General features: G+C 73.4%; 20 protein-coding genes. 11 read left to right on the top strand and 9 right to left on the bottom strand.

Annotated elements, in window-relative coordinates; translation table 11 throughout:
* Window positions 1-6: 6 nt before the first annotated feature.
* Entirely contained in the window at window positions 7-711 is a 705-nt protein-coding gene (locus P2424_RS02845; RefSeq protein ID WP_276474220.1) for a TetR/AcrR family transcriptional regulator, read from the top strand.
* 59 nt (window positions 712-770) lie between these two features.
* Window positions 771-1,046, top strand: a complete 276-nt coding sequence (locus P2424_RS02840; RefSeq protein ID WP_276474219.1) for a GlsB/YeaQ/YmgE family stress response membrane protein — start codon at window positions 771-773, stop codon at window positions 1,044-1,046.
* A gap of 178 nt (window positions 1,047-1,224) precedes the next feature.
* Here the strand turns inward: P2424_RS02840 and P2424_RS02835 are convergent, their stop codons facing one another.
* On the bottom strand, window positions 1,225-2,520 hold the full coding sequence (locus P2424_RS02835; RefSeq protein ID WP_276474218.1) for a glycoside hydrolase family 18 protein: 1,296 nt from the start codon (window positions 2,518-2,520) through the stop codon (window positions 1,225-1,227).
* Between the two features lie 360 nt (window positions 2,521-2,880).
* On the opposite strand from P2424_RS02835, the gene P2424_RS02830 reads away from it, so the two are divergent.
* On the top strand, window positions 2,881-4,065 hold the full coding sequence (locus P2424_RS02830; protein WP_276474217.1) for an acyl-CoA dehydrogenase: 1,185 nt from the start codon (window positions 2,881-2,883) through the stop codon (window positions 4,063-4,065).
* A 159-nt stretch (window positions 4,066-4,224) separates the two neighbouring features.
* On the opposite strand, the gene P2424_RS02825 is transcribed toward P2424_RS02830, so the two are convergent.
* Together P2424_RS02825 and P2424_RS02820 are read right to left on the bottom strand one after the other, a co-directional pair.
* Entirely contained in the window at window positions 4,225-4,914 is a 690-nt protein-coding gene (locus P2424_RS02825; RefSeq protein ID WP_276474216.1) for a hypothetical protein, read from the bottom strand.
* 583 nt (window positions 4,915-5,497) lie between these two features.
* Window positions 5,498-5,947 (bottom strand): hypothetical protein, encoded by a 450-nt coding sequence (locus tag P2424_RS02820; protein WP_276474215.1) that lies wholly within the window; start codon window positions 5,945-5,947, stop codon window positions 5,498-5,500.
* Between the two features lie 239 nt (window positions 5,948-6,186).
* On the opposite strand from P2424_RS02820, the gene P2424_RS02815 reads away from it, so the two are divergent.
* The 5 genes from P2424_RS02815 (at window position 6,187) to fxsA (ending at window position 12,363) form a co-directional block, all read left to right on the top strand.
* On the top strand, window positions 6,187-6,627 hold the full coding sequence (locus P2424_RS02815; protein WP_019356223.1) for an Lrp/AsnC family transcriptional regulator: 441 nt from the start codon (window positions 6,187-6,189) through the stop codon (window positions 6,625-6,627).
* A gap of 158 nt (window positions 6,628-6,785) precedes the next feature.
* Window positions 6,786-8,426: an amidohydrolase gene (locus P2424_RS02810; RefSeq protein ID WP_276474214.1), complete on the top strand. Its 1,641-nt coding sequence runs from the start codon at window positions 6,786-6,788 to the stop codon at window positions 8,424-8,426.
* Window positions 8,427-9,029: 603 nt separating this feature from the next.
* On the top strand, window positions 9,030-10,856 hold the full coding sequence (lnt, locus tag P2424_RS02805; RefSeq protein WP_276474213.1) for an apolipoprotein N-acyltransferase: 1,827 nt from the start codon (window positions 9,030-9,032) through the stop codon (window positions 10,854-10,856).
* The gene (locus P2424_RS02800) at window positions 10,853-11,656 is read left to right on the top strand and encodes a polyprenol monophosphomannose synthase (RefSeq protein WP_276474212.1); all 804 of its coding nucleotides are present in this window, start codon (window positions 10,853-10,855) and stop codon (window positions 11,654-11,656) included. The genes lnt and P2424_RS02800 overlap by 4 nt, the downstream gene beginning before the upstream one ends.
* 35 nt (window positions 11,657-11,691) lie before the next feature.
* Window positions 11,692-12,363: an FxsA family membrane protein gene (fxsA, locus tag P2424_RS02795; RefSeq protein WP_276474211.1), complete on the top strand. Its 672-nt coding sequence runs from the start codon at window positions 11,692-11,694 to the stop codon at window positions 12,361-12,363.
* Between the two features lie 222 nt (window positions 12,364-12,585).
* Here the strand turns inward: fxsA and P2424_RS02790 are convergent, their stop codons facing one another.
* The 4 genes from P2424_RS02790 to P2424_RS02775 form a co-directional block, all read right to left on the bottom strand.
* Window positions 12,586-12,972, bottom strand: coding sequence for an RNA polymerase-binding protein RbpA (locus P2424_RS02790; protein ID WP_075002979.1), 387 nt, complete (start codon window positions 12,970-12,972; stop codon window positions 12,586-12,588).
* 308 nt (window positions 12,973-13,280) lie between these two features.
* Complete coding sequence (locus tag P2424_RS02785; RefSeq protein WP_276474210.1) at window positions 13,281-14,678, bottom strand: MFS transporter; 1,398 nt, start codon at window positions 14,676-14,678, stop codon at window positions 13,281-13,283.
* Window positions 14,679-14,832: 154 nt separating this feature from the next.
* Complete coding sequence (locus P2424_RS02780) at window positions 14,833-15,624, bottom strand: glycerophosphodiester phosphodiesterase family protein (protein WP_276474209.1); 792 nt, start codon at window positions 15,622-15,624, stop codon at window positions 14,833-14,835.
* Between the two features lie 43 nt (window positions 15,625-15,667).
* Window positions 15,668-16,351 carry a hypothetical protein gene (locus P2424_RS02775; RefSeq protein ID WP_276474208.1) on the bottom strand — a complete coding sequence of 228 codons (684 nt, stop codon included), beginning with the start codon at window positions 16,349-16,351 and terminating at the stop codon, window positions 15,668-15,670.
* A gap of 317 nt (window positions 16,352-16,668) precedes the next feature.
* Between P2424_RS02775 and P2424_RS02770 the strand changes: the two genes are divergently transcribed.
* Window positions 16,669-18,072 (top strand): PLP-dependent aminotransferase family protein, encoded by a 1,404-nt coding sequence (locus P2424_RS02770; protein WP_276478798.1) that lies wholly within the window; start codon window positions 16,669-16,671, stop codon window positions 18,070-18,072.
* Between the two features lie 45 nt (window positions 18,073-18,117).
* Here P2424_RS02770 and P2424_RS02765 read toward each other — a convergent pair whose 3' ends face one another.
* Together P2424_RS02765 and P2424_RS02760 are read right to left on the bottom strand one after the other, a co-directional pair.
* Complete coding sequence (locus P2424_RS02765) at window positions 18,118-19,653, bottom strand: hypothetical protein (protein WP_276474207.1); 1,536 nt, start codon at window positions 19,651-19,653, stop codon at window positions 18,118-18,120.
* A 183-nt stretch (window positions 19,654-19,836) separates the two neighbouring features.
* Complete coding sequence (locus P2424_RS02760; protein WP_019356234.1) at window positions 19,837-20,031, bottom strand: hypothetical protein; 195 nt, start codon at window positions 20,029-20,031, stop codon at window positions 19,837-19,839.
* A 305-nt stretch (window positions 20,032-20,336) separates the two neighbouring features.
* Here P2424_RS02760 and P2424_RS02755 point away from each other — a divergent pair, with 305 nt between their 5' ends.
* Together P2424_RS02755 and P2424_RS02750 are read left to right on the top strand one after the other, a co-directional pair.
* Window positions 20,337-21,623, top strand: a complete 1,287-nt coding sequence (locus P2424_RS02755; RefSeq protein WP_276474206.1) for an amidohydrolase — start codon at window positions 20,337-20,339, stop codon at window positions 21,621-21,623.
* Between the two features lie 221 nt (window positions 21,624-21,844).
* Window positions 21,845-23,506 (top strand): serine/threonine-protein kinase, encoded by a 1,662-nt coding sequence (locus P2424_RS02750; protein ID WP_276474205.1) that lies wholly within the window; start codon window positions 21,845-21,847, stop codon window positions 23,504-23,506.
* Window positions 23,507-23,531 lie beyond the last annotated feature (25 nt).

Below are 23,531 nucleotides of genomic sequence, written 5' to 3'. Positions count from 1 at the left end.
CGCGCGGTGGCTGACGGCCGGGCGCACGAGGCGCGCCCGCTCCCCGGGCCCCGTGGTACCGAGCGGTCCCAGGCGCGTCGCGCCGAACTGCTGGCGACGGGGCGCACCCTCTTCGCCGACACGTCCTACGACGCCCTGTCCATGGACGACATCGCGCGCAGCGCGGGCGTGGCCAAGGGGCTGATCTACTACTACTTCACCAGCAAACGCGGCTACTACCTCGCCGTCATCGAGGATGCCGTCGCCGAACTGGTGCTCCGCGCGACGAGCTGCCGTGAGCTTCCCCGCGCCGAACGTGTCCGGCGCACCATCGACGGCTATCTCCGCTACGCACAGCAGAACCAGGCCGCGTACCGCACGGTCGTCACCGGGGGAGTGGGCCACGACGCGCAGGTACTGGCGATCCGCGACCGGGTGCGCGAGCAGTTGCTGGGCGTGATCGCCGAGGGCTCCTGGGGCTGCACCCGCGTCCCGCCGCTCGCCCGGGCCGCCCTGGTGGGCTGGCTCTCCTCGGTGGAGGGCGTCACTCTGGACTGGCTCGCGCGCGGGGAGGAGTTCTCCCCCGAGGTGCTGTGCGACCTGCTCACCCGCACGCTGCAGGGCACGCTGGAGATCATCGCGCGGTTCGAGAGCACGCTCCCGCCGGGTGCCGACCGCCGGGAGCCGCTGCACGCGCAGCCGGCGGCCGCTGCCGTGCGGGGCTCCGCATGATCCGCGTGGTTCCGGGACACTCGTTCCGGTAGCAGTGTCCCCGGGCCCGGGAGGCGGTCATGGACATTTCCGGAATCATCAGTGCGCTCGTCGTCGGCGTCGTCATCGGCGCGCTCGGTCGGCTGGTGCTGCCGGGCCGGCAGCGGGTCGGCCTGCTGTGGACGGTGGTGGTGGGCATCGCCGCGGCGTTCGTCGGCACCGGAATCGCCAGCGGCCTGGGGGTGGCCGACACCCGGGGATTCGACTGGATCGAGCTGATCATCCAGGTCGCCCTCGCCGCGGTCGGCGTCGGCGCGCTCGAGCGGGCACGCGCGGGCGGACGGGTGCGGCGTTAGGGAGTCCCGGGGCCGGCCCTGCCGGACGGGCGGACGGAGCTGACCCGGCATGCCGGAAGAGCCCTCCCCGGCCTGTGCGCGAGCGCTCGGTGACCGCCGCTGATCAGCTCTTTCGCGGCCAGGGGCCCCGCGGTGGTGCGCCGCGGGGCCCCTGGCGCTCTGCCGAGCGTCGTGGGCGCTACCGGATGGCCTTGATCAGCTCTCCGTTCGCGGTGTCGCCGCTCAGCTCCCAGAAAAAGGAGCCGGCGAGACCCTGCTGCGCGGCCCAGTCGCCCTTGGCACCGATCGTCTGCGGAGTGTCGTAGCTCCACCACTGGTTGCCGCAGTGGGCGTAGGCGGTACCGCCGACCGTGCCGGTGGTCGGGCACTTGCTCTTGAGGACCTTGTAGTCCTCGATGCCCTGCTCGTAGGTGCCGGGGGCCGGGCCCGTCGCGGTGCCGCCGGGCTCCGACTGCGTCACCCCGGTCCAGCCGCGGCCGTAGAAGCCGAGGCCGTACAGCAGCTTGCTGCCGGGTATGCCCATGCCCTTGAGCTTGGCGATGGTCGCCTGGGTGTTGAAGCCCTCCTTGGGGATGCCCGAGTAGGCACTCAGCGGCGAGTGCGGTGCCGTGGGGCCCTTCGCGTCCCAGGCGCCGAAGTAGTCGTAGGTCATCGGCATGTACCAGTCGACGTATTGGGCGGCCGTCTTGTAGTCCGTTGCCTCCAGCTTGCCGCCGGGGGACGCGTCAGCGGTGATCGCCGCGGTCACCAGCTTGTCGCCGAACTTGGCGCGCAGCGCCTGCATCAGGTTCGCGAAGGCGTTCCGGCCGCTGGTGTCGCAGCTCAGCCCGCAGGCGTTGGGGTACTCCCAGTCGATGTCGATGCCGTCGAAGAGCCCCTTCCAGCGGGAGTCGTTGAGCAGGTTGTAGCAGGACTCGGCGAAGGCCGCCGGGTTCCGGGCCGCCTGGCCGAACCCGCCGGACCAGGTCCAGCCGCCGAACGACCACAGCACCTTCAGGTCCGGGTGCTTCTTCTTGAGCTTCAGCAGTTGGTTGAAGTTGCCGCGCAGCGGCTGGTCCCAGGTGTCGGCCTTGCCGTCGACGCTCTGGGCGGCGGTGTAGGACTTCTCGTAGTCGGCGTAGCTGTCGCCGACGGTGCACTTGCCGCCCTGGACGTTGCCGAAGGCGTAGTTGATGTGTGTGAGCTTGTCCGCCGAGCCGGAGGTCTCGATGTTCTTGACGTGGTAATTGCGCTGGTAGACGCCCCAGTTGGTGAAGTATCCGACCGTCTTTCCACCGGCTGCCGACGGTGCGGCGACGGAGCCCTGGCGGTTCTCGTCCGCTGCCGGACGGGGACCGGCGGAGGCCGTGGCCGAGAGCAGCGTCGTGGTCAGTACGGCCGCGCACAGAGCGCCCAGGAGGGCGATGAGTCCGCGGCGGCGGGGGAGGCGGGAGCGTTCGATGCGTGGGGAGTGCTGGCTGTCCGATCCGAGCATGGTCACCTCGCGTGTGGGGTGCGGAGGGTGTGGGGGGTGGCGCCGGTCGTACGTTCGGGGAATGTAGATGGACTAGACCAGTCCGTCAATGGTTCGGACCAATCCCGTCGTCCGGTCGTGCACCCGGCACTCCTGAGCGATCACCGAGCGGTTCACACCCCTACGCCGGTGACGTCCGGCGCTCGATCGGGCATACTCCAACTCGCCGCAGCCGCTGGTCAGCCACCCTCGCGACCCGACGGTGCAGTATCACGGCAGGGGCAGCGGCACCCCCGGTCCGCCAGCGGGCCGGTGTCCCTCGGCGACCCGCCACACCCCGGTGCCGGTCGCCGCGATTCCTGACCCGAAGGAGAGCGCGCCATGCCCAAGGACGGTCCGCAGCCGGTGGAACGTGAACTGCCCACGGACGAGTCACGCGACCTGCTGGGCCTCGTCCGCGACCTGGTGCAGCGGGAGATCAAGCCCGTCGCCGCGGAGCAGGAGGCCGCGGGCGTCTTCCCCCGCGAGACCTTCCGACTGCTCTCCGACGCGGGGCTCCTGGGCCTGCCCTTCCCCGAGGAGTACGGCGGCGGGAGCCAGCCGTACCAGGTCTACCTCCAGGTCCTCGAGGAGCTCGCCGCCGCGCGTCTCACCGTGGGACTCGGCACCAGCGTGCACTCGCTCTCCTGCCACGGCCTGGCGCACTTCGGCAGCAAGGAGCAGCGCACCGAGTGGCTGCCCGACATGCTCGGCGGCGGCCTGCTGGGCGCCTACTGCCTCTCCGAACCGTCCTCCGGCTCGGACGCCGCCGCACTGCGCACCCGGGCCGTCCGCGACGGGGACGACTGGGTGCTGAACGGCACCAAGGCGTGGATCACCCACGGCGGCGTCGCCGACTTCTACACCGTGCTCGCCCGGACCGGCGGCGAGGGGCCGGGCGGTATCACCGCCTTCCTCGTCCCCGCCGACGCCCAAGGGCTGAGCGCGGCGGCACCCGAGCACAAGATGGGGCTGAACGGCTCTCCCACGGCGCAGCTCCACCTCGACGAGGTGCGGGTTCCCGACACCCGCCGACTCGGAGACGAGGGCCAGGGCTTCGCGGTCGCTCTCTCCTCCCTCGACTCGGGCCGGCTGGGGATCGCGGCCTGCGCCGTCGGCGTCGCACAGGCGGCACTGGACGAAGCGCTGGCCTACACCGCCGAACGCGAGCAGTTCGGCCGCCCCCTCGCGGACTTCCAGGGGCTGCGCTTCATGCTCGCCGACATGGCGACCCGGATCGAGGCCGGGCGGGCCCTCTACCTCGCGGCGGCCCGGCGGCGGGACGCGGGGCAGCCGTTCTCGCGGCAGGCGGCGATGGCCAAACTGTTCTGCACCGACGCCGCCATGTCCGTCACCACCGACGCGGTGCAACTCCTCGGCGGATACGGCTACACCACGGACTTCCCCGCCGAGCGGTACATGCGCGAGGCCAAGGTCCTCCAGATCGTGGAGGGGACCAACCAGATCCAGCGCATGGTCATCGCCCGGCACGTGGCGGGGCCGGAGCGCAAGAGCCGAGCGGACTGAGCGGGCGGGCACCGAACGGGGTCGAGGCGCGCTCCGACCCGGGGAGTCCGGCCCGCGGCTCCGCAACCGTTCCGGCTCCGCGGTGAACGGGGTGTGACCAGCGGGCCGGTCACCGGCGGCGGCGGTCGCCGAGCCGACCGCCGCCGGGTGTGGCGTTCCTCATCCGCGCGCGGCGTCCCAGACGTCCTCGGCGACGTCCTTGCTGAGCGCGACCCGCACCAGCCCGGCCGCCAGCGGCGCCAGCTCGTCCTTGCGCACCATGCCGGCCAGCGTCTCCGCGGACGCCGGCAGCCCCAGCCGCTCCGCGCCCTGCAACGCCTTCTGGCCCAGCCAGGGCCGGTACTCGGGCCACACCGCCTGGGCCTCGCGTAGGAAGATCGACGCCCCCAGCGGGCCGATACCGGGGATCTCGCGCAGCGCGGCCGCGACGTCGCCGCTCCGCCGCATCCTGCGCAGATCGCCGCCCCACCCCTCCAGCAGCAGTTCCGCTCCTCGGCCGAGCTGGGTGGCGGTGCGCTCGTCGTACCGCCGGTAGCCGCCCTCGCCGAGTGCGTCGACCCGCTGCTGCCAGGTGGCCTCCGCCATCCGCCGCGGGTCCCGCAATCCGGCCCGTGACAGCGCCCGCGCGCCGGCGACCGCGATGTCCGCCCGGATGCGAGCGCTCAGCAGCAGGGAGAGCACCAGAAGGCGGTACAGCGGCTGCGGGGTGTCACGCAGCGTGATGCCGGCGTCTTCCGCGTAGGTGCTCCCGTGCCGTCGCAGCAGTTCCCGCACCACGGCCTGCTGCTGGGCCCGTTCGCTGCGACGGGTGGACGCGGTTGTCCTGTTCTTTGTACGCGTGTTCGCCATGATGCCTCCTCGGCCCCCCGAAGTTCCCAGCCGTGCGGGATCCACGCCGGGCCCGTACAGGGATTCCGGCGCGGGCCCGGGGCGCGCGCCCGGGGCGCGGAGTGCGGCCGGGAGCAGTACGTCGGAGCGTCACGCTGCGTCGTCGTTCGGCTCGGTGGGGTGAAGCGCCGGGCCGGGCGACGCCGGTCGCCCGGCGCCTGCCCAGTGGCGGGGAGCGATGAGAAGGGTCATGGTCGGCCAGGCGTGTTGCGTAGGCCGTGCCGTTGTGTCGCGACCACCGGGGAACACCGACCGTGCGGTCTCCGGCGGCCCGCGTGCGTCCGGGCTGGAGACCCGCGGCGCTGCCGTGCCGTGCCCGCCCTGCCGCGCCGCGTGCGGGCCGCACCGCTCGGGTGGTGTGGTGCAGTTCGCGTCCGGCGTCCGTGCAGACCTGCCGCGCGCTCGACAGCCGAGATGCCGACGACCGGCGGCGTACCGGCCGTTCAGCGGGAAGTCAAGTCGCCCCGGCAGCGGGGTCTGCCGGCGTGCCCCGCGAGCCGCGCGGCGTGTGCCGGGCCGGCCCGTGCCGCGGTGGCCCGGCCGATCAGTCGGCGCCGACCGGAACCGGCCGGCGGTCCGGGCGCCCCGCGTGCGAGAAGGGCTGGGTGCGCCAGTCCAACCCCTCGGGAAGCGTGAGCAGTTCGCTGACCGCGCGGCCGCGGGTCTCGCTGTCCCAGGGCGCGGCCTCGCCCACCGGGCGGCCGGATCCCTGGCACACCGTCAGGCCGAACGGGTCCCAGGGGGAGGCGCACAGCCCGTGCCGCGGCAGCTTCTCCTCCTGCGCGAACACCGCGATCGCCTGGTGGCATTCGGGGCACTTGACGCGGAGACCTTCGTACATCTCGTCCTCGGCGACCGGTCCGGACGGGTCGGTGGGGGTATCGGGGCCGTCCGGGGGAGCGGCCGCTTCGTCGGGTCGCGCCTCGTCGCGGTGCGTCTCGCTCCGGAGAGCGGTTCGCGGGCGGGCGGACTGGGCGGATTTCGTCGTGCGCATGTGATCCCCCTTGATGGAACGGCCGGGCGACAGGGCTCCGGCCACAGCAAGCACTTCCCGTCGTGCCGCGCGCATAATCACTCTGCACGGGAGCACGCGGATGCATAAGTGTGGCCTTGGTCACATACTTAGCATTCGGAGATTCGCCGCGGGGCGTCCACCGGGCCCGGTGCGCCGTATGCGCGCGCCGGAGCTATTTCCGCTGCGGCGGGCGCGCGAGGGCAGTACGGTGATCCGCTGTGGAGGAACTCGACCGTCAGATCGTGGAACTGCTCGTCAAGGACGGGCGGATGAGCTATACCGACCTGGGCAAGGCCACCGGCCTGTCCACTTCGGCCGTGCACCAGCGGGTGCGCCGTCTCGAACAGCGCGGGGTCATCCGCGGCTATGCCGCACTGGTGGACTCCGAGGCGGTCGGCCTGCCGATGACGGCGTTCATCTCGGTCAAACCCTTCGATCCCAGCGCCCCCGACGACATCGCGGACCGGCTCGCCGACGTACCCGAGATCGAGGCGTGCCACAGCGTGGCGGGAGACGAGAACTACATCCTCAAGGTGCGGGTGGCCACGCCGATCGAGCTGGAACACCTGCTGGCCAGGATCCGGAGCCTCGCGGGAGTCTCCACCCGCACCACCGTCGTGCTGTCCACCCCCTACGAGGCGCGTCCACCCCGCATCTGACCCGCCCCCGGTCCGCAATCCGCCGAGGGCGGACCGAGGGCGGCGGTCACCCGCCGAAACCCCGCCGGAGACAGCCCCCGCCCCTTCCGGCAGGCACTCCGGAGACGCTCTCCGCCCCCGCGCGCCGGGCAGCCGTCGGAAAGCGGGAGACTGTTCCCATGACCGAGCGCACGACCCCCTCCCGGCCCCGTACCGTCCTGCTGCGCGAGGGCGAGGTGCACAGCCCCGCCGACCCGTTCGCGACCGCGATGGTCGTCGAGGGTGACCGCATCGCCTGGGTCGGCTCGGAAGGGGCCGCCGACTCGTTCGCCGAGGGCGTCGACGAGGTGGTGCACCTCGACGGCGCACTGGTCACCCCGGCCTTCACCGACGCGCACGTGCACACCACCGCGACCGGTCTCGCGCTGACCGGGCTCGACCTGTCGGGAGCGCCCACGCTGGCCGACGCGCTGTCCCGGGTGCGCGCGTACGCGCGGGCGCGACCGGACGACCGGGTGCTGCTGGGCACCGGCTGGGACGCGCACGCCTGGCCCGAGCAGCGCCATCCGAGCCGCGCCGAACTCGACGAGGCGAGCGGCGGACGTCCGCTGTATCTGACCCGGGTCGACGTGCACTCCGCGCTCGCCGGCACGGCCATGCTGGACCTGGTCCCCGGCATCACCACCCTCGAGGGCTACCGGCCCGACGCCCCGCTGACCGGTGCCGCGCACCATGCCGTGCGGGAGGCGGCGCACGGCACGCTCACCGCCCGGCAGCGCACCGAGGCCCAGCGTGCGGCCCGCGCCCGCGCCGCGTCCCTCGGCATCGGCTCGCTGCACGAGTGCGCGGGCCCGGACATCTCCGGCGAGGAGGATCTGCGCGGGCTGCTCGCGCTGGCCGCCGAGGAACCCGGTCCCCGCGTGCACGGGTACTGGGCCGAACTCGTCACTTCGGCAAAGGAGGCCGCCCGCGTCCGGGAACTCGGCGCCGTCGGTGCCGCGGGTGACCTGTTCGCCGACGGGTCCCTCGGCTCGCACACGGCGCGGCTGTGCGCCCCCTATGCGGACGCGCCGGACACCAGCGGCAGCGCCCTGCTGGACGCCGAAGCGGTGGCGGTCCACGTCGCCGCCTGTACCGAGGCGGGGGTCCAGGCCGGGTTCCACGCCATCGGGGACGCGGCCGTCCAGGCCGTCACCGACGGAGTGCGGCGCGCCGCCGACAAGGTGGGCGTCGCCCGGGTCCGCGCGGCCCGGCACCGTGTCGAGCACGCCGAGATGCTCACCGCCCGCACCATCGAGGATTTCGCGGACCTCGCGCTCACCGCCTCGGTGCAGCCCGGGTTCGACGCGGCCTGGGGAGGAGCGGACGGTATGTACGCGCGCCGTCTGGGGGCCGAGCGCGCCGCCACGCTCAACCCCTACGCGGCGCTGCTGCGGGCCGGGGTCCCGCTCGCGCTCGGCTCCGACAGTCCGGTCACCTCGCTCGGCCCCTGGGAGGCGGTCCGCGCCGCGGCCTTCCACCGCACCCACGACCACCGGATCTCCGTACGCGGGGCCTTCACCGCGCACACCCGCGGCGGCTGGCGTGCGCTCGGTACGGACGACGCCGGAGTGCTGGTCCCCGGCGCCCCGGCGGACTACGCGCTCTGGCGCACCGGTCCGCTGGTCGTCCAGGCCCCCGACACCCGCGTCGCGAACTGGTCCACCGACCCGCGCTCCGGCACGCCGGGGCTGCCCGACCTGACGCCGGGCGGTCAAGTCCCCGTCTGCCTGCGGACGGTGGTGGGTGGACGCGAGGTCTACGCACGGCCGGACGAGTGACATAGAGGAGGGCGATACGGCCGAACGAGACCCCCTCCGCCGGTCACCGGGACGCCGTCGTCTCCGCACTGACCTGGGATTTCACCGAAACACCCCAGGTAACTCGGCTGTTGACAATGATTGCCCGGAGCCCGGTAGGTTCGGCGGCGTCCACCACAGGACGTCCGACCGGGGAGCTTCCGCGCTGTCGTCGAACGCCGCTGGGCCACGGGGTGGTGTACCGCACCGGCGCACCACCACTGCGAGCCAGGTCCAGCGCCCGCGGCACGGGGACAGATGGTTTCCGCCGGTCGGCGGGTGTGACCCGGGACGGGGCCCGGACGCTCAGTAGACAACGGCTTTCGGACGATCCGCAGCCAGCGGGTCCCAGGTCGGCCCGAAGGGCACCGGGCCCCGATCCGCAGACAGCGCCCCGAACCGGGGCGCGCATGCCCGCCGGTGACGCTCCGCGACGCGGCGGCTACCGTCCCGTGCTGTACCCGGTACCCACGGGCCGTGTTCTCCTGCTTTTCCGCCGCTTTACGGTCCCGCGCTCCGCGCAGCCCCCCGCGCGTTGTACCGTCACCACACACCACCGCACGACCTGCTAGGAAGGCCGCGACCTTGGCATCGGGCCCCGACACCACCTCCGCCTCCGCCCCGGACGGCTCCCGGGAGCGGAAGGCGGCACCCGCCGCGCAGCCTGGCACCCCGGAGGGGCCGACGCGCGCGAGCGGAGCCGACCCGGGCAGTGACGTTCCGACCGGCGTCTGCGCGGCCCCGGAGCCGGAGGGCCGCCCGGGCCGGATGCGCCGACTGGCCGCGCTCGCGCGGCGTGAGGCCGGCCGGTCCGCGCTGGCCGCACTCGGCGGTGTCGCCCTGGCGTTCGCCTTCCCGCCCTACGGGATCTGGCCGCTCTCGCTGCTGGCCGTCGCCGCGCTCAGCCTGCTCACCCGCGGGCGGACCGGCCGCCAGGGCGCCTGGCTCGGATTCGCGTTCGGCTGGCCCTTCTTCATCGTGCTGCTCAAGTGGCTGCACGTCGTCGGCTGGGACGCGGTCATCGGACTCGCGTTTCTGCAGAGCCTGTTCGTCCTCGGGCTCGGAGCGGGGCTGGCGCTCACCGCGCGGCTGCCGCTCTGGCCCCTGTGGGGCGCGTGCCTGTGGCTGACCGAGGAATTCCTGCGCGACCGGCTGCCGTTCGGCGGCTTCTCCTGGGGACGACTGGCCTTCGCCAACACCGACTCCCCCTACACCCCGCTGGCCGCGCTCGGCGGAGCCCCGCTGGTGTCCTTCGCGGTGGCTCTGACCGGCACCCTGCTGGCCGCGGTCGTGTTGCGGGGCCTGCAGTTGCGGTCCGCCGGGGCCCGCACCGGCCGCGCCTACGCCACCTGCTTCGGCGCGCTCGCGCTCGCCTGCGCCGCCACCGCGGCCGGTCTCGCGGTACCGGTGCCGACGAAGGCGGCCGACACGGTGCGGGTCGCCGTCGTGCAGGGGAACGTCCAGCAGCCCGGCATGCACTTCCTGGGCCGCCCGATGCAGATCCTCAACAACCATGTCGAGGCGACCCTCGACCTGGCCGAGCGGATCGAGCAGGGCAAGGAGCCCCGGCCCGACCTGGTGATCTGGCCGGAGAACTCCTCCGACCTGGACCCCTACAAGTATGCGGAGGCGGGCGACCGCATCGACCGGGCCGTCAAGGCCGTCGGCGTCCCCGTCCTGGTGGGTGCCCTCGTCGACCACCCGACCAAGGAGGGCTACGTCGAGAACCAGGGCATCGTCTGGGACCCGGAGAAGGGGCCCGGCGCGTCCTACACCAAGCAGCACCCGGTCCCCTTCGGCGAATACGTCCCCTTCCGCGACCAGCTGAGCAAGGTCATCACCCGCCTCCAGCAGGTGCCGCGCGACTTCTATCCGGGCGACCACACCGGTGTCCTGCAGACCGGCCCCGCACGCCTCGGCGACGTGATCTGCTTCGAGGTCGCCTACGACGAGATCCCCCGGGACACCGTCAAGGACGGAGCCCGCGCGCTCGTCGTCCAGACCAACAACGCCACCTACGGCCGGACCGGGCAGCCCGAGCAGCAGCTGGCGATGTCCAAGCTGCGCGCGGTCGAGCACGGCCGCGCCGTGGTCACCGCGGCGACCAGCGGCATCAGCGCCATCGTCGCGCCCGACGGCACCGTGCGGCAGCAGACGGACGAGTTCACCCAGGACGTGCTCACCGGGAAGCTCCCGCTGCGCGACGAGATCACCCTCGCCGACCGCGTCGGTGCCGCTCCCGAATGGGTGATCGCTATCGTGGGCGTGCTCGCCTGCGCCGGGGCCTGGATCCTGGGCCGCGGACGCGGCGGCACCGGTGCCCGGGCCCGTACCGCGCCGGACGCGGCGGGTGACGGGGACGGGACCGACAGGCAGGACCGACAGGCTCAAGCGGAGGGGCAGCACCAGTGACGGACGGCGGACAACGGCGGTACGGCCCGCTGGGAACGGCCCTGGTCATCATCCCGACCTATGACGAGGCCGACAACATCCGGCCGATCGTCTCCCGGGTGCGCGAGGCGGTGCCCGAGGCGCACGTCCTCGTCGCGGACGACAACAGCCCCGACGGCACCGGGAAGATCGCCGACGAACTGGCGGCCGAGGACGACCACGTCCACGTCCTGCACCGCAAGGGCAAGGAAGGGCTCGGCGCGGCCTATCTGGCGGGCTTCCGGTGGGGCATCGACAACGGCTACGGCGTCCTGGTCGAGATGGACGCGGACGGCTCCCACCCGCCCGAGGAACTGCCCCGGCTGCTGACCGCGCTGGGCGGCGCCGACCTGGTGATCGGCTCGCGCTGGGTGCCGGGCGGCCGGATCGTCAACTGGCCCAAGTCCCGGGAGTTCCTCTCCCGCGGCGCCAGCACCTACTCGCGGCTGCTCCTGGACGTCGACGTACGCGATGTGACGGCGGGCTTCCGGGCCTTCCGCAAGGAGACCCTGGAGGGCATCGGCCTGGATTCCATCGCCTCCCAGGGCTACTGCTTCCAGGTCGACCTCACCCGCCGCACGGTGCACGCCGGCTACCACGTGGTGGAGGTTCCGATCACTTTCGTCGAGCGCGAGCGCGGCGACTCCAAGATGAGCCGGGACATCATGGCCGAGGCGCTCTGGCGGATCGCCGCCTGGGGGGTCGAGGGACGGGTCAAGAAGGTCCTCGGCCGCGCCGAGCACCGCAGGGACGGCGGTGGGGACGGCCGCCCGCCGAGCTGATCCCGGGCCTACGCGGTAGCAGGCACACTGGAGGCATGACGACGCGCGCACCCTTTCCCCACGGACTTCCGCAGGAACCGGGCGGTGCGGCCGGCGGCCCGGGTGCCGGGACAGGCTCCGAGGGAGGCCACCGGTCCCGGCGGAACCGGCCGAGGACCCGCACTCTGCTGCCGCTGGCGGTCGCGCTGTGGGCGGTTCTGGAAATCTGGCTGCTGACCCTGCTCGGCCAGGCCGCCGGCGGGTTCACGGTCTTCCTGGTGCTGGCCGGCGGCTTCGTGCTCGGCGCCGTGGTGATCAAGCGAGCCGGGCGCCGCGCCTGGCGCAACCTCGCCGAGACGGTTCAGCGCGCCCAGGAGCAGGCCCGCACCGGAGCCGAGCCCTCCCGCGAAGACGCTGCGGAGAGCCGCGGCGGTAACGGGACGACCATGCTGGGCGGGCTGCTGCTGATGATTCCCGGGCTGGTCTCGGATGCGGCCGGGCTGCTGCTGATTCTCCCGCCGACGGGAAGGCTGCTGCGTGGCGCGGTGCAGCGCTCCCTGGACCGCCGCAGCGGCTTCGCGCCGGGCACCCTGGGCGACGCCTACCAGCAGGCGCGCACGGCCGAGCAGCAGGTGCGGATGCACCGCCCGGACGGCAAGGTCGTCCAGGGCGAGGTCGTCCGCGACGACGACCCGCAGGGGCGCGAGGGCGGTCAGGGCGGAGGCTGAGCGCCGCTCGCCGGGCCCCGGTCGCGGAGCCGTGCGCCGGTGGCTTGCGGGCTTGCGGGACACGACTGCCGGGCACGCCGGAAGAGCTCGGTGGCACGGGCGGGGCGCCCGGGCTGCTGTCCCGGAGGAGTCGGTGAGCGCGCAAGAGGGCCCCGGTCACGCTGTGAACTGCGTGGCCGGGGCCCTCCTGCTGCGCTCCGTAACGCCGGGAGCGCAGGGTTGTCAGGCGGACTTGCGCTTGTTTCCGCCGTCGTCGCGGGGGTGCACCGCGAGGTTCATGGTGCCGGAGCGCAGTACGGCGAGCCGCTCGGCGAGGACTTCCTCGAGTTCCTCACGGGTGCGCCGCTCCATGAGCATGTCCCAGTGCGTGCGCGCGGGCTTGCCCTTCTTCTCCTCCGGACCCTCGCCGTCCACCAGGAGCGCCTGTGCACCGCACACCTTGCACTCCCACTCGGACGGAATCTCGGCCTCTACCGAGAACGGCATCTCGAAACGATGTCCGTTCTGGCATGCGTACTCCACGGCCTGGCGCGGGGCCAGGTCGATGCCGCGGTCGGTCTCGTAGCTGGTCACCACGAGTCGCGTGCCGCGAAGAGCTCGCTCACTCATGAATTCGTGCCTCCCGGGCTGGTCGCCCACAGGACAGGTGTCGCTGTCGTCGTCATCCGGTCAACGTCCGGCTGCTGGTGAAGATTCCCGCAATCGGGAGATCGCCCACCCTTCACGCACCTCCAACCTGAGGGAAGGCTGCGCGCCGCTGCTTCGTGCCGCCGCTTCGTTGATCTGCGGTACCCGTCGGTGACCGGTTTGTCACAATTGGCAGAAGATGTCACCCACTGTTCGCATCTCTTCGGCGCGCAGTATCGGTCCATCCCGGTGGGCCAAAGGCGTACACTACCGGTCCGGCACCCACACGTCTAAATCCGATCCGGAGCGACGTTGCCCACTGCCGCCGCCGCTCGCTGTACGGGTACCCGCAGCAGCAGTACGAAACCGAGTGCGAAGAAGACCACCAGCGACAGGATCGCGTTCCGGTAATCCCCCGAGAGCTGGTAGGCCAGTCCGAACACCAGCGGTCCCAGCCAACTGGTGCCGCGGTCGCTGATCTCGTACAGCGCGAAGTACTCCGCCTCCTTGCCGGCCGGTACCAGGTGCGAGAAGAGCGAGCGGGACAGTGCCTGGCTGCCGCCCAGCACCAGGCCGATGCCCACCGCCAGCGCGTAGAACCACAGCGGATCCTCCCGCGGCAGGAAGTACCCCGCGCTCACGGTCGCGGTCCACGCCACCAGGGACCCCAGAATGGTGCGCTTGGCCCCGTAGCGGGCGGCGAGCCTGCCCAGCAGCAGCGCGCCCGCCACCGCCAGGACCTGCACCAGCAGGATGGCGCCGATCAGCGTCGTCTGGTCCAGGCCCAGCGCTTCCGAGCCGTAGACCGACGCCTGGGTGATCACCGTCTGGATGCCGTCGTTGTAGAGCAGGTAGGCCAGCAGGAACAGCAGCGTGAGCGGATAGCGGCGCAACTGGCGGAACGTTCCGGCCAGCTGGCGGAACCCCTGACCGGGCCCGGTGCGTCGCCCGGATCCCGCCGTCGGGCGAGCCGCCGGGCGCTCCCGCAGCCGCAGCAGCGGTACGACCGTGAACACGGCCCACCACACTCCGGCCGAGGACAGGCAGATCCGCACCGCCGTCGACTCCGCGACACCCAGCGCCTCGTGCCCCAGGAACAGCCCGAGATTCGCGACCAGGACCAGCGCGCCCGACCCGTAACCGAAGGCCCAGCCGCGCGAGGAGACCGCGTCGCGTTCCTCGGGCGGGGCTATCTGCGGCAGGAAGGCGTGGTAGAGCACGATGGAGACCGCGTAGCTGACGTTCGCCACCACCAGCAGCACGCCGCCCAGCAGATACCGGTCGCCGTCCAGGAAGTACATCCCGGTGGTCGCCCCGGCGCCCAGATAGGCCGCGACGCCCAGCAGCGGCTTCTTGCGCCCCGTGCGGTCGGCGAAGGCCGCCGCCAGCGGCATCACCAGTACCGACAGCAGTACGGAGGCCGAGACCGCGTAGGGGAAGAAGGACCCCGCCCGCACCGGGATGCCCAGCGGGTGCACATAGCCGTCCGCGTCCGCGGCGGCCTCGGTGACCGAGGTCAGATACGGACCGAGGAAGACGGTGAGCACACTCGTGGAGAAGACGGAGTTCGCCCAGTCGTAGAAGTACCAGCCGCGCTGTTCGCGGCGGCGCTCGCCGAGCGGGGTCCGCTCCCCGGATCCCGCGCCCTCCTGCGGCGCCCGCGGCGCGTCCGGTGCGACCGTTCCCATCCCCGTTCCTCCCCGTCGGCCCGCTGCGCGGGTTCCTGACCGGCCGCGCCGGAGCCGAGCGCCTGCGCAGCCGGTGCCGGGAGACTACAGCCCGCCCTCGGCGGTCCGGTGCGCCGCCGGAGGGGGGGCGGGCCGGTGCCGTCCGGGTGGCGGTTCAGTCCGGGGGCCAGGAGCCCCGCGCGTCCAGCACCTCGCGCAGCATCTCCAGTTCGTCGGTCATGATCCCGTCCACGCCCAGGTCCAGCAGCGCCGCGGCCCGGACGGGATCGTTGACCGTCCAGACGTGCACCCGCAGTCCCCGTGCGTGCGCCGCGCGTACGAAGGCGCGGTCCACCACGCGGACCGGCCCGTGCCGTTCGGGTACCTGTGCGCATCCTGCGCCGGACGGCAGCCGCCAGGGCAGCCGACGGGAGCGCAGCCGCAGCGCGAGCACACCGCCGGTGCCCAGCGAGGTCAGCAGCCGCGGCCCCGCCAGCGCCCGCGCCCGCGCCACCCGCGCCTCGGCGAACGCGCCCACGCACACCCGGTCCCAGGCGTCCTCGGCAGCCAGCAGCTCCAGCAGCGGGACGAGCGCGTCGTCGGACTTCACGTCGATGTTCCAGCGTGCTCGGGGGAACGAGCGCAGCAGGTCGGCGAAGAGCGGGACCGGCTCGCGCCCGGCCACGCGTGCCCGGCTCACCTCGGCCCAGCTGAGCTCCGCGAGGCGGCCGCCGCTGCCGGTGGTGCGATCCAGGGTGGTGTCGTGGAAGGCCACCAGGGCGCCGTCCGCCGTGGTGTGCACGTCCGTCTCCAGGTAGCGGTAGCCCAGCTCCGCCGCGCGGGAGAAGGCCGCGTGGGTATTCTCCAGGCCGGCCGCCGCACCGCCGCGGTGCGCGAAGGCCAGCGGCACTGCCGAGTCCAGGAAGGGGTGGCCGGGGCGGCCGCGGGGATCTCTCGCTCTCGTCACCCCGGCAGTATCGCCGCAGTCGCGCCCGTCCGTCGTCGGCGGTTCACCGCCTGCGGTCCACCGGTGCGCCGCCGCGTGCTCCCTTCCGGCCGCCGCCGGTCACCACGTGCGAGCCTCCGGCGCCGCCCGGCACGGCGAAGAGGCGCAGGAAGAACTGCGCGAGGGGGCCGATCGCCAGCGCGTACAGCACGGTGCCCGCACCGGCCGAGCCGCCCAGCAGGATACCGAGAACCAGGACCACGCTCTCGATCGCCGTCCGCACCAGCCGGATCGAGCGGCCGGTCACCTTGTGCAGCCCGGTCATCAGCCCGTCGCGCGGTCCCGGTCCGAACCGGGCCGAGATGTAGAGGCCGGTCGCGGCGCCGTTCAGCACCACGCCGCCCACCAGGAGCGGGATCCGGTAGGCCAGTGCCTCGGGGTGCGGGAGGAGCCAGAGCGTGGCGTCCATGGACAGGCCCACCAGAAAGACGTTGGAGACGGTGCCCAGACCCGGGCGTTCGCGCAGGGGCCACCACAGCAGCAGCACCGCCGCCCCGGCGAGGATCGCCACGGTGCCGATGGACAGTCCGGTGTGCTCGGCGACGCCCTGGTGGAGGACGTCCCAGGGGTCCAGCCCCAGCCCGGCGCGCACCATCAGTGCCGCACTCGCCCCGTACAGCACCAGGCCCACGTAGAGCTGGGTGAGCCGGCGGACCAGATGCCTGTCAGAACCCCTCGAATGGGACAAAGGACTACCCCTTCTCGTGTCATTGGACCGTCTCGTGGCACTCTGTGGCATGGAAGCAGGCCATTTGAACGGCCAATCCAGGAGAGGTGGACCGCAAGATGGCGCACTGGAACTCCGCTGTGGGGGCCGCTCAGCTCGCGCGGCTCCTCGGTTCGCAGCACAGCGTGCGACAGGAGGGCCCCGGAGCGGCCCGGCCGCACGCGGCCGCGGCGGACCCGGCAGGCACCGCCGGAGTCCGGGTCGGGGGCATCGGCGCGCACCCGGCACCCGCGGCCCGGAAGCTGCCCGCCTATCGATCCCTGGCCGAGGGACTGCGGATGCTCGTCCTGGAGGGGCGCATCCCCGTCGCCACCCGGTTGCCCGCCGAGCGGGAACTGGCCGCGGCCCTCTCGGTCAGCCGCACCACCGTGGCCGCCGCCTTCGAGGCGCTGCGCTCGGACGGATTCCTGGAGTCCCGCCGCGGCTCGGGCAGCTGGACGACCGTCCCCGCGGGCAACCCGCTGCCCACCCGCGGCCTCCACCCGCTGCCGCCGGAGAACGAGGGCACCGTCATCGACCTGGGCTGTGCCGCGCTGCCCGCCCAGCCGGTCATGAACGAGGCGTTCGGCAGCGCCCTGGAGGCGCTCCCGCCGTACGCGCACACCCACGGCGACTACCCGGCCGGACTGCCCGTGCTCCGCGAGGCGCTCGCCGAGCGCTACACCGCACTCGGCGTGCCCACGATGCCGCAGCAGATCATGGTCACCACCGGCGCGCTGGGCGGGGTCGGTGCCCTGACCCGGATGCTGGTGCCGCGCGGCGAGCGCATCGCCGTCGAGCACCCCTCGTACGCCAACGTCCTGCAACTCCTGCGCGAGACCGGCGGCCGCCTCGTCCCGGTCCCCATGGCCGACGACCTGGCGGGCTGGGATCTGCCCGCCTGGCACCGCACACTGCGGGAGTCCGCACCCCGGCTCGCGTACGTCGTCGCCGACTTCCACAACCCCACCGGGGCGCTGGCCGGTACCGAACAGCGCCGCGAACTGGTCGCGGCGGCCCGCGCCTCGGGGACGGTGCTGATCGCCGACGAGACCATGGCCGACCTGCCGCTGGGTCCACCCGGCGCCACCGGTACGCCGAGCACCGGCTCCCCGGGTCTGGAGATGCCGCGGCCGATGGCTGCCTTCGACCCGGGCGGCTCGGCCGTCATCACGGTCGGCTCCGTGAGCAAGTCCATCTGGGCCGGGATGCGGATCGGCTGGATCCGGGCCGCACCCGAGGTGATCCGCGGCCTCACCGCCGCGCGCGCCTACGTCGACCTGGGCAGCCCCGTCCTCGAACAGCTCGCCGTGGCCGAGCTGCTGAACGGTGCGGGCTGGGAGCAGGCGGTCACCGAGCGCCGGGCCCGGGCCCGGGAGAACCGCGAGTCGCTGACGGCCGCCCTGCGCGACCATCTGCCCGACTGGGAGTTCGCCGTCCCGCACGGGGGCCTCACCCTGTGGGTGCGTACCGGCGGCCTCTCCGGGTCCCGGATCGCCGAGGTCGGTGAACGGCTCGGAGTACGGGTGCCCTCCGGGCCGCGGTTCGGGGTGGACGGTGCCTTCGAGGGATTCGTGCGGCTGCCCTTCACCATTGCCGAACCACTGGCCCGGGAGGCGGCCTCGCGGCTGGCGGCCGCCGCCGAACTGGTGCGCTCCGGGGCGCCCACCCCCTCCGACGTACCGCGCTCCTACGTGGCCTGACGACCCCTCGGCAGGCTGCCTCCCGTGCTCCGGGATCCGCCGGAGCTACGGTACCGGCCCGGCGGGGCCCCGCGGTGCGTCGTGCGCGGCGGCCGCCACCTCGGCAGCCGCCGCGGGGTGGGGGCTACGCACCGAGGCCGGGAGCAGTTCCCGGACGGCGGTCCGCTCGGCCTCGTCCGCGCTCTCGTCCCCCGGGTCGGGGGTCGCGGGCACCTGCAGCCGCAGCACCGGTCCGTCGCCCAGCCGGGCGAAGCCCCGGCCCCGCGGCACCTCGGCGGCCGGTCCCGTCTGCGGTGCCCGCCCCAGCACGCTTCCCGCCTGTCCGGGGGTGACGGCGCCCAGCACCACCCGGGCGCGAGTACCGGCGAGGACCGCTTCGGTCAGCTCGTCCAGTCCGTCGAACTGTTCGGCGACCGCCACGGTCACCCCCGCGGCGCGGCCGTGGCGCAGCGGGGTCCGCAGCAGTTCCTGCGGGTCGGCCAGGCCCCGGGAGCGGGCGAGGTGGCTGAGCAGGGCGGGCCGGTCCACCAGCACGCACAGCGGCAGGGGCGCCTCCCCCGGGGAGCGCGTACCGTGCTGCCGCGAGCGGCTCGCGGCCAGGAGCCGCCGTTCCGTCTCGCGCGCGGCCCACTCCAGCGCCGCGAGCGCGCCCGGCAGGGTGGACTCCACTCCCAGCACCCCGCGCCGTGCCGCGAAGGCGGCGAACCCGCCGCCCCCGTCGCCGTCCACCAGCAGCACCTCGCCGTGGCCGAGCGCCTGGAGAGCGAGTGAGCGCAGCAGCGTGCTGGTGCCGGCCCCGGGCGTGCCGACGGCCAGCAGGTGCGGCTCGGTCGAGCGGGACCCGGTGCGCCAGACCGCTGCCGGTACCTCGTCGGCCCGGTCCTCGCCCGGGAAGTGGGCGGGTAGCGTCCGGCTGGTCTCGTCGCCGTCCGTGAAGCCGAGGACGGCCTCGTCGGGTGCGGTCTCGAACGGCTGGGCGCGGATTCCGCCGGGCAGCGGTTCCAGTGCCGTCATCTCCAGCAGGTTGCACTCCTCGTCCCAGCAGAAGCGGTACTCGCGACCGCGGCCCGTCTTGGCGGCCAGCAGGCGTTCGAGCCGCAGCCGCTCGGCGGGTTCGCTGTCGCGGAACGAGGTCGGATAGCGCAGCAGCAGGCCGCTGATCCGCCCGTCCCGGAAGGCGAACTCCTCGAACGCGCGCTCCCATCCGCCGTCGGACGCGTACAGCGGCTCCCCCGGCGCGGCGCCCGGCGGCGCGAGGTACGGCACCAGTGCCTCGTACAGCGCCTGCAGTCGCGCCCGCTGCGTGTCCGTGGGAGCCGCACGAGGCGGTGCGGGTCCCGCCTGCCGCCTCCCGTACCAGGCGGTCGAGCCCAGCAGCGCGAACCCGGCCAGGAACGGCCCGTAGGGCAGCAGCCAGAGCAGGACCCCGCACGCGGCGACGGCCAGCATCGTGGGGCCCCGCCGCTCCCGTGGGGTGCCCAGCCACCAGTTCCGGCCCTTCGCAGCCAGATGGCAGGCCCCCCTGCCGAGCACGAGCAGCGGATGCAGCACGTCGAGCGCTCCGTCGGTACCGGCACGCACGGCTTCGCGTGCGTGCCGCCGTGACGGTACCGCCCACCGCCCCACACCCGGCTCCTCCCGGCCCGCTGACTGCTGCTCAGGCCCGTCGGCCTCCCGGACCGTCGGGCCTCCGCCACGCCCGGCTTGCTGCCGCCCGGGCCGCCGTCGTTCGGCACGGCCGCCGTGCGACCGGTGGCCGGGCGACTAGAACTTGAGGCCGCCCAGCAGGCCGGCCAGGCTCTCGCCGCCCGCCTTGATGCTGGGCGCCATGGCGGTGCCCGCCAGGTAGAAGCCGAAGAGTGCGCACACCAGCGCGTGGGAGACCTTGAGATTGTCCTTGCGGAAGAACAGGAAGACGATCAAGCCAAGCAGTACGACGCCCGAGATCGAGAGAATCACCAGTACTCCTGATGTAGGGGACGATCACCATGAGTGTCACCAGCTTCACAGAAAGGACGTATCGTATGAAGCTGGCAAGTGGGTGATTCATCCGCTAACGCCCCTGAACGGGTCGTGTCGACGGCCTGCTCCCGGTGGAAGCGCCCACTGGTGACACCGCCGCCTCGTGGGACGCCGCGCTCCGTCGGATGCGGGAGCACCGCCTGCCCCGCCCGCGGGTCCGGTGACCAGCGCGCCCGGGGCCGGTGCCGACGCGGAAGCCCGCGCCCCGAACCGCCGCCCCACCGCCGGAGGACCAGGACCGTATGACCGAGAAAGATCCCACGACTGTCGCCGCGGACGCGGTGCTCACCGGGCTGCCCGACATCCGCGACAGCCTCGAATTCCGCTACAAGGACCTCCACCAGCACCCCGAACTCGGTTTCCAGGAGCGCCGCACGGCCGGCCACGCCGCCCAGGCCCTGAACGAGTGCGACTACGAGGTCACCGAAGGGATCGGCGGGACCGGCGTCCTCGGCGTGCTGCACAACGGGGCGGGCCCCACCGTTCTCCTCCGTGCCGACATGGACGCACTGCCGGTGCGCGAGCAGACCGGGCTGCCCTACGCCTCGACCGACACCGCCCGCGGCCCGGACGGCGCGGAGCAGCCGGTGATGCACGCCTGCGGCCACGACGTCCATGTCATCTGCCTGCTGGGTGCGGCGCGCCTGATGGCGGCCGGGACCGACGCATGGCGCGGCACCCTGGTCGTCCTCTTCCAGCCCAACGAGGAGAACGGTTCCGGAGCGCGGGCGATGATCGACGACGGACTCGCCCGGCGGATCCCCCGTCCGGACGTCGCGCTGGGCCAGCACGTGCTTCCGGCGCCGGCGGGGACGCTGCTGACCCGGCCCGGCGTCATGATGGCCGCGTCCGACAGTCTGCGGGTCACCTTCCGCGGGCGGGGCGCGCACGGCTCCATGCCCGAACGGGCCGTGGACCCGGTGGTGCTGGCCGCCTCGACCGTGCTCCGGCTGCAGACGGTCGTCGCCCGGGAGACCGCTGCGACCACGCCCGCCGTGGTGACCGTCGGGGCGATCCACGCGGGCAGCGGGCCGAACATCATTCCCGACCGCGCCGAGATCCAGCTCAACATCCGCACGTTCGGCGAGGAGACCCGCGCCCGGGTGCTGGCCGCGGTACGCCGGATCATCGCGGGCGAGTGCGCCGCATCGGGCGCGGAGGCCGCGGAGTTCGAGACGATCGGCGCGTTCTCCGTGACCGAGAACGACGTGGAGGCCACCGAGCGGGTCGCGAGCGCCTTCGGCGGCTACTTCGGAGAGCGTGCCCGGACCACGGGCCCGCTGTCGGCCAGCGAGGACTTCGGTGAGCTGCCCGCAGGTCTCGGCTGTCCCGCCACGTACTGGGGGCTGGGCGGCACCGACCCGGCCGCCTACCGCAAGGCGGAGCGTGCCGGAACCGTCGACCAGGACATCCCCGGCAACCACAGTCCGCGCTTCGCTCCCGTCGTCCAGCCCACCCTCGACACCGGGGTACGGGCCCTGGTGACCGCCGCGCTGGCCTGGCTGGCGCCGCGTCCGAAGCCCGACTGACCGCCGCCCGCGCCGAGTCCGGTGCCCCGCGCGGCGACGGGGGGCAGGAAACCCCCGACCCAGGCGCGACACCGAAAACGTCTGTATACATCAGTAACGCATCGAACCAGTCAAACGCGTACACCTCGTCATCGGTTGGCATACACACGCAGGAACGAGGCAGCCATACTGGACAGACAGGGGAGGGAAGAACGCGGCAACGACGGGGGCGAGAGACGGGGATGGCGCAGAGCACCCTGATCCATGGCCGGTACCGGCTGCTCGATCTTGTGGGGCGCGGCGGTATGGGCGAAGTGTGGCGGGCACGCGACGAGTCGCTGGGCAGACGCGTGGCCGTCAAGTGTCTGAAGCCGCCGGCGCGGCGTGAGGACGCGGGATTCCAGCGCGTCCTGCGGGAACGCTTCCGGCGGGAGGCGCGGGTCGCCGCCTCGCTCCAGCACCGCGGGGTGACGGTCGTGCACGACTTCGGGGACGACGACGGACTGCTCTACCTCGTCATGGAGTTGCTGGAGGGCCGCAACCTCAGCCAGCTGCTGGCGGACAACAAAGGGCAGCCGCTCCCTTTGGCGGAGGTACTCGACGTGGCCGAACAGGTCGCGGCGGCCCTCGCGTACACCCATGCCCAGGGCGTCGTGCACCGGGACCTGAAACCGGCCAACGTCATGCGGTCCGAGGACGGGACCGTGAAGATCTGCGACTTCGGTATCGCCCGGCTGGCACACGACATCGGTTTCACCGCCCGGATCTCCGGCACCGGCATGGCCATGGGCACCCCGCACTACATGTCACCCGAGCAGATCGCGGACTCCGCCGTCGACCACCGCAGCGACCTCTACTCGTTCGGCTGCGTCCTCTACGAGATCGCCACCGGCTCGCCCCCGTTCGAGGGCGGCGACCCCTGGGCGGTGCTCGTCGGCCACCGGGACACGCCGCCCGTACCGCCGCGCGCTCACCGCCCCGACCTGCCCCCGCCACTGGCGACCGCGATCCTGCGGCTGCTGGCCAAGGCGCCGGACGACCGGCCGGATGCCGCAGCCGGGCTGGCGGGCGAACTCGCCGCCGCCCGCGCTCATCCGCCCGCTGCGCGGGCGGGGGTGTGGGGCGCGGCCTACCCCGGCGCAGCGGTCGCACCGGCCGCGGTCGCCGGGATCGCGCCGCTGTGGATGCCGCCGTGGACGCGCGGGATGGACGCCGGCCTGCCGGCCGCCGGCCGCCGTCGGGCAGGCGCGCCGCCGGACGGGGCGCTTGCCGCCCCCGCAGGGCCCGCTCTCCGGGAACCGGTGGCGTCGTGGGGCGTCGCACGGGCGCCCGAGGCGTGCGCCGCCGCGGATCGCACCCACGCGGCCGCCCGCCCGGCTCCGGCGCGCATCCCCGCGCAGGGCGCTCCGCCGCGGGAGCGGCTCGCCGACCTGGCGGACAGGCGCGACGCGGGACTGCGGCTGGGCCGGGCCGGTCGTTGGGAGGAGGCGTACGAGGTGCACCGCGCGGTCGCCGCCGAGCGTGAGCTGCTGCTCGGGTCCTACCACCCGGACACGCTCGCGAGCCGGCACGAGACCGGCACCGCACTGGCCCGGTCGGGACGTCATCCGGAAGCGCTGGAGGAGTACGCCCGCACCGCTGCCGACTGTGCCGGAGTGCTGGGCCCCGACCATCCGGACACGCTCGCCGTCCGGCACGAACTCGGGCACGCACTGGGCCGGCTCGGTCGCTGGGAGGAGGCGCTGGAGGTGCACCGGCAACTCGCCTTTGTGCGCGAACAGGCGCTCGGCTCAGCCGACCCGGCGACGGTGGCCAGCCGGAACGAGGAGGCGCACTGCCTGGAGCGGCTGGGCCGCCGCTCGGAGGCGGACGAGGTCTACCGCGAACTGGCGCGCGGGTGCTGACCGCGGGCGCACGCTGACCGGTGCG

Origin of the sequence: Streptomyces sp. WMMB303, assembly GCF_029351045.1 — a bacterium.
In the GTDB taxonomy this organism is placed as follows: domain Bacteria; phylum Actinomycetota; class Actinomycetes; order Streptomycetales; family Streptomycetaceae; genus Streptomyces.
This window is presented reverse-complemented; position numbering and strand designations above follow the sequence as displayed.

Bases quoted from the DNA above. Each gene is read 5' to 3' on its own strand.
- P2424_RS02770 (WP_276478798.1), top strand. From the start codon at position 16,669: ATGCTCGTCCTGGAGGGGCGCATCCCCGTCGCCACCCGGTTGCCCGCC.
- P2424_RS02830 (WP_276474217.1), top strand. From the start codon at position 2,881: ATGCCCAAGGACGGTCCGCAGCCGGTGGAACGTGAACTGCCCACGGAC.
- P2424_RS02810 (WP_276474214.1), top strand. From the start codon at position 6,786: ATGACCGAGCGCACGACCCCCTCCCGGCCCCGTACCGTCCTGCTGCGC.
- P2424_RS02790 (WP_075002979.1), bottom strand. From the start codon at position 12,972: ATGAGTGAGCGAGCTCTTCGCGGCACGCGACTCGTGGTGACCAGCTAC.
- P2424_RS02840 (WP_276474219.1), top strand. From the start codon at position 771: ATGGACATTTCCGGAATCATCAGTGCGCTCGTCGTCGGCGTCGTCATC.
- P2424_RS02750 (WP_276474205.1), top strand. From the start codon at position 21,845: ATGGCGCAGAGCACCCTGATCCATGGCCGGTACCGGCTGCTCGATCTT.
- P2424_RS02755 (WP_276474206.1), top strand. From the start codon at position 20,337: ATGACCGAGAAAGATCCCACGACTGTCGCCGCGGACGCGGTGCTCACC.
- fxsA (WP_276474211.1), top strand. From the start codon at position 11,692: ATGACGACGCGCGCACCCTTTCCCCACGGACTTCCGCAGGAACCGGGC.
- P2424_RS02835 (WP_276474218.1), bottom strand. From the start codon at position 2,520: ATGCTCGGATCGGACAGCCAGCACTCCCCACGCATCGAACGCTCCCGC.
- P2424_RS02785 (WP_276474210.1), bottom strand. From the start codon at position 14,678: ATGGGAACGGTCGCACCGGACGCGCCGCGGGCGCCGCAGGAGGGCGCG.
- P2424_RS02825 (WP_276474216.1), bottom strand. From the start codon at position 4,914: ATGGCGAACACGCGTACAAAGAACAGGACAACCGCGTCCACCCGTCGC.
- P2424_RS02820 (WP_276474215.1), bottom strand. From the start codon at position 5,947: ATGCGCACGACGAAATCCGCCCAGTCCGCCCGCCCGCGAACCGCTCTC.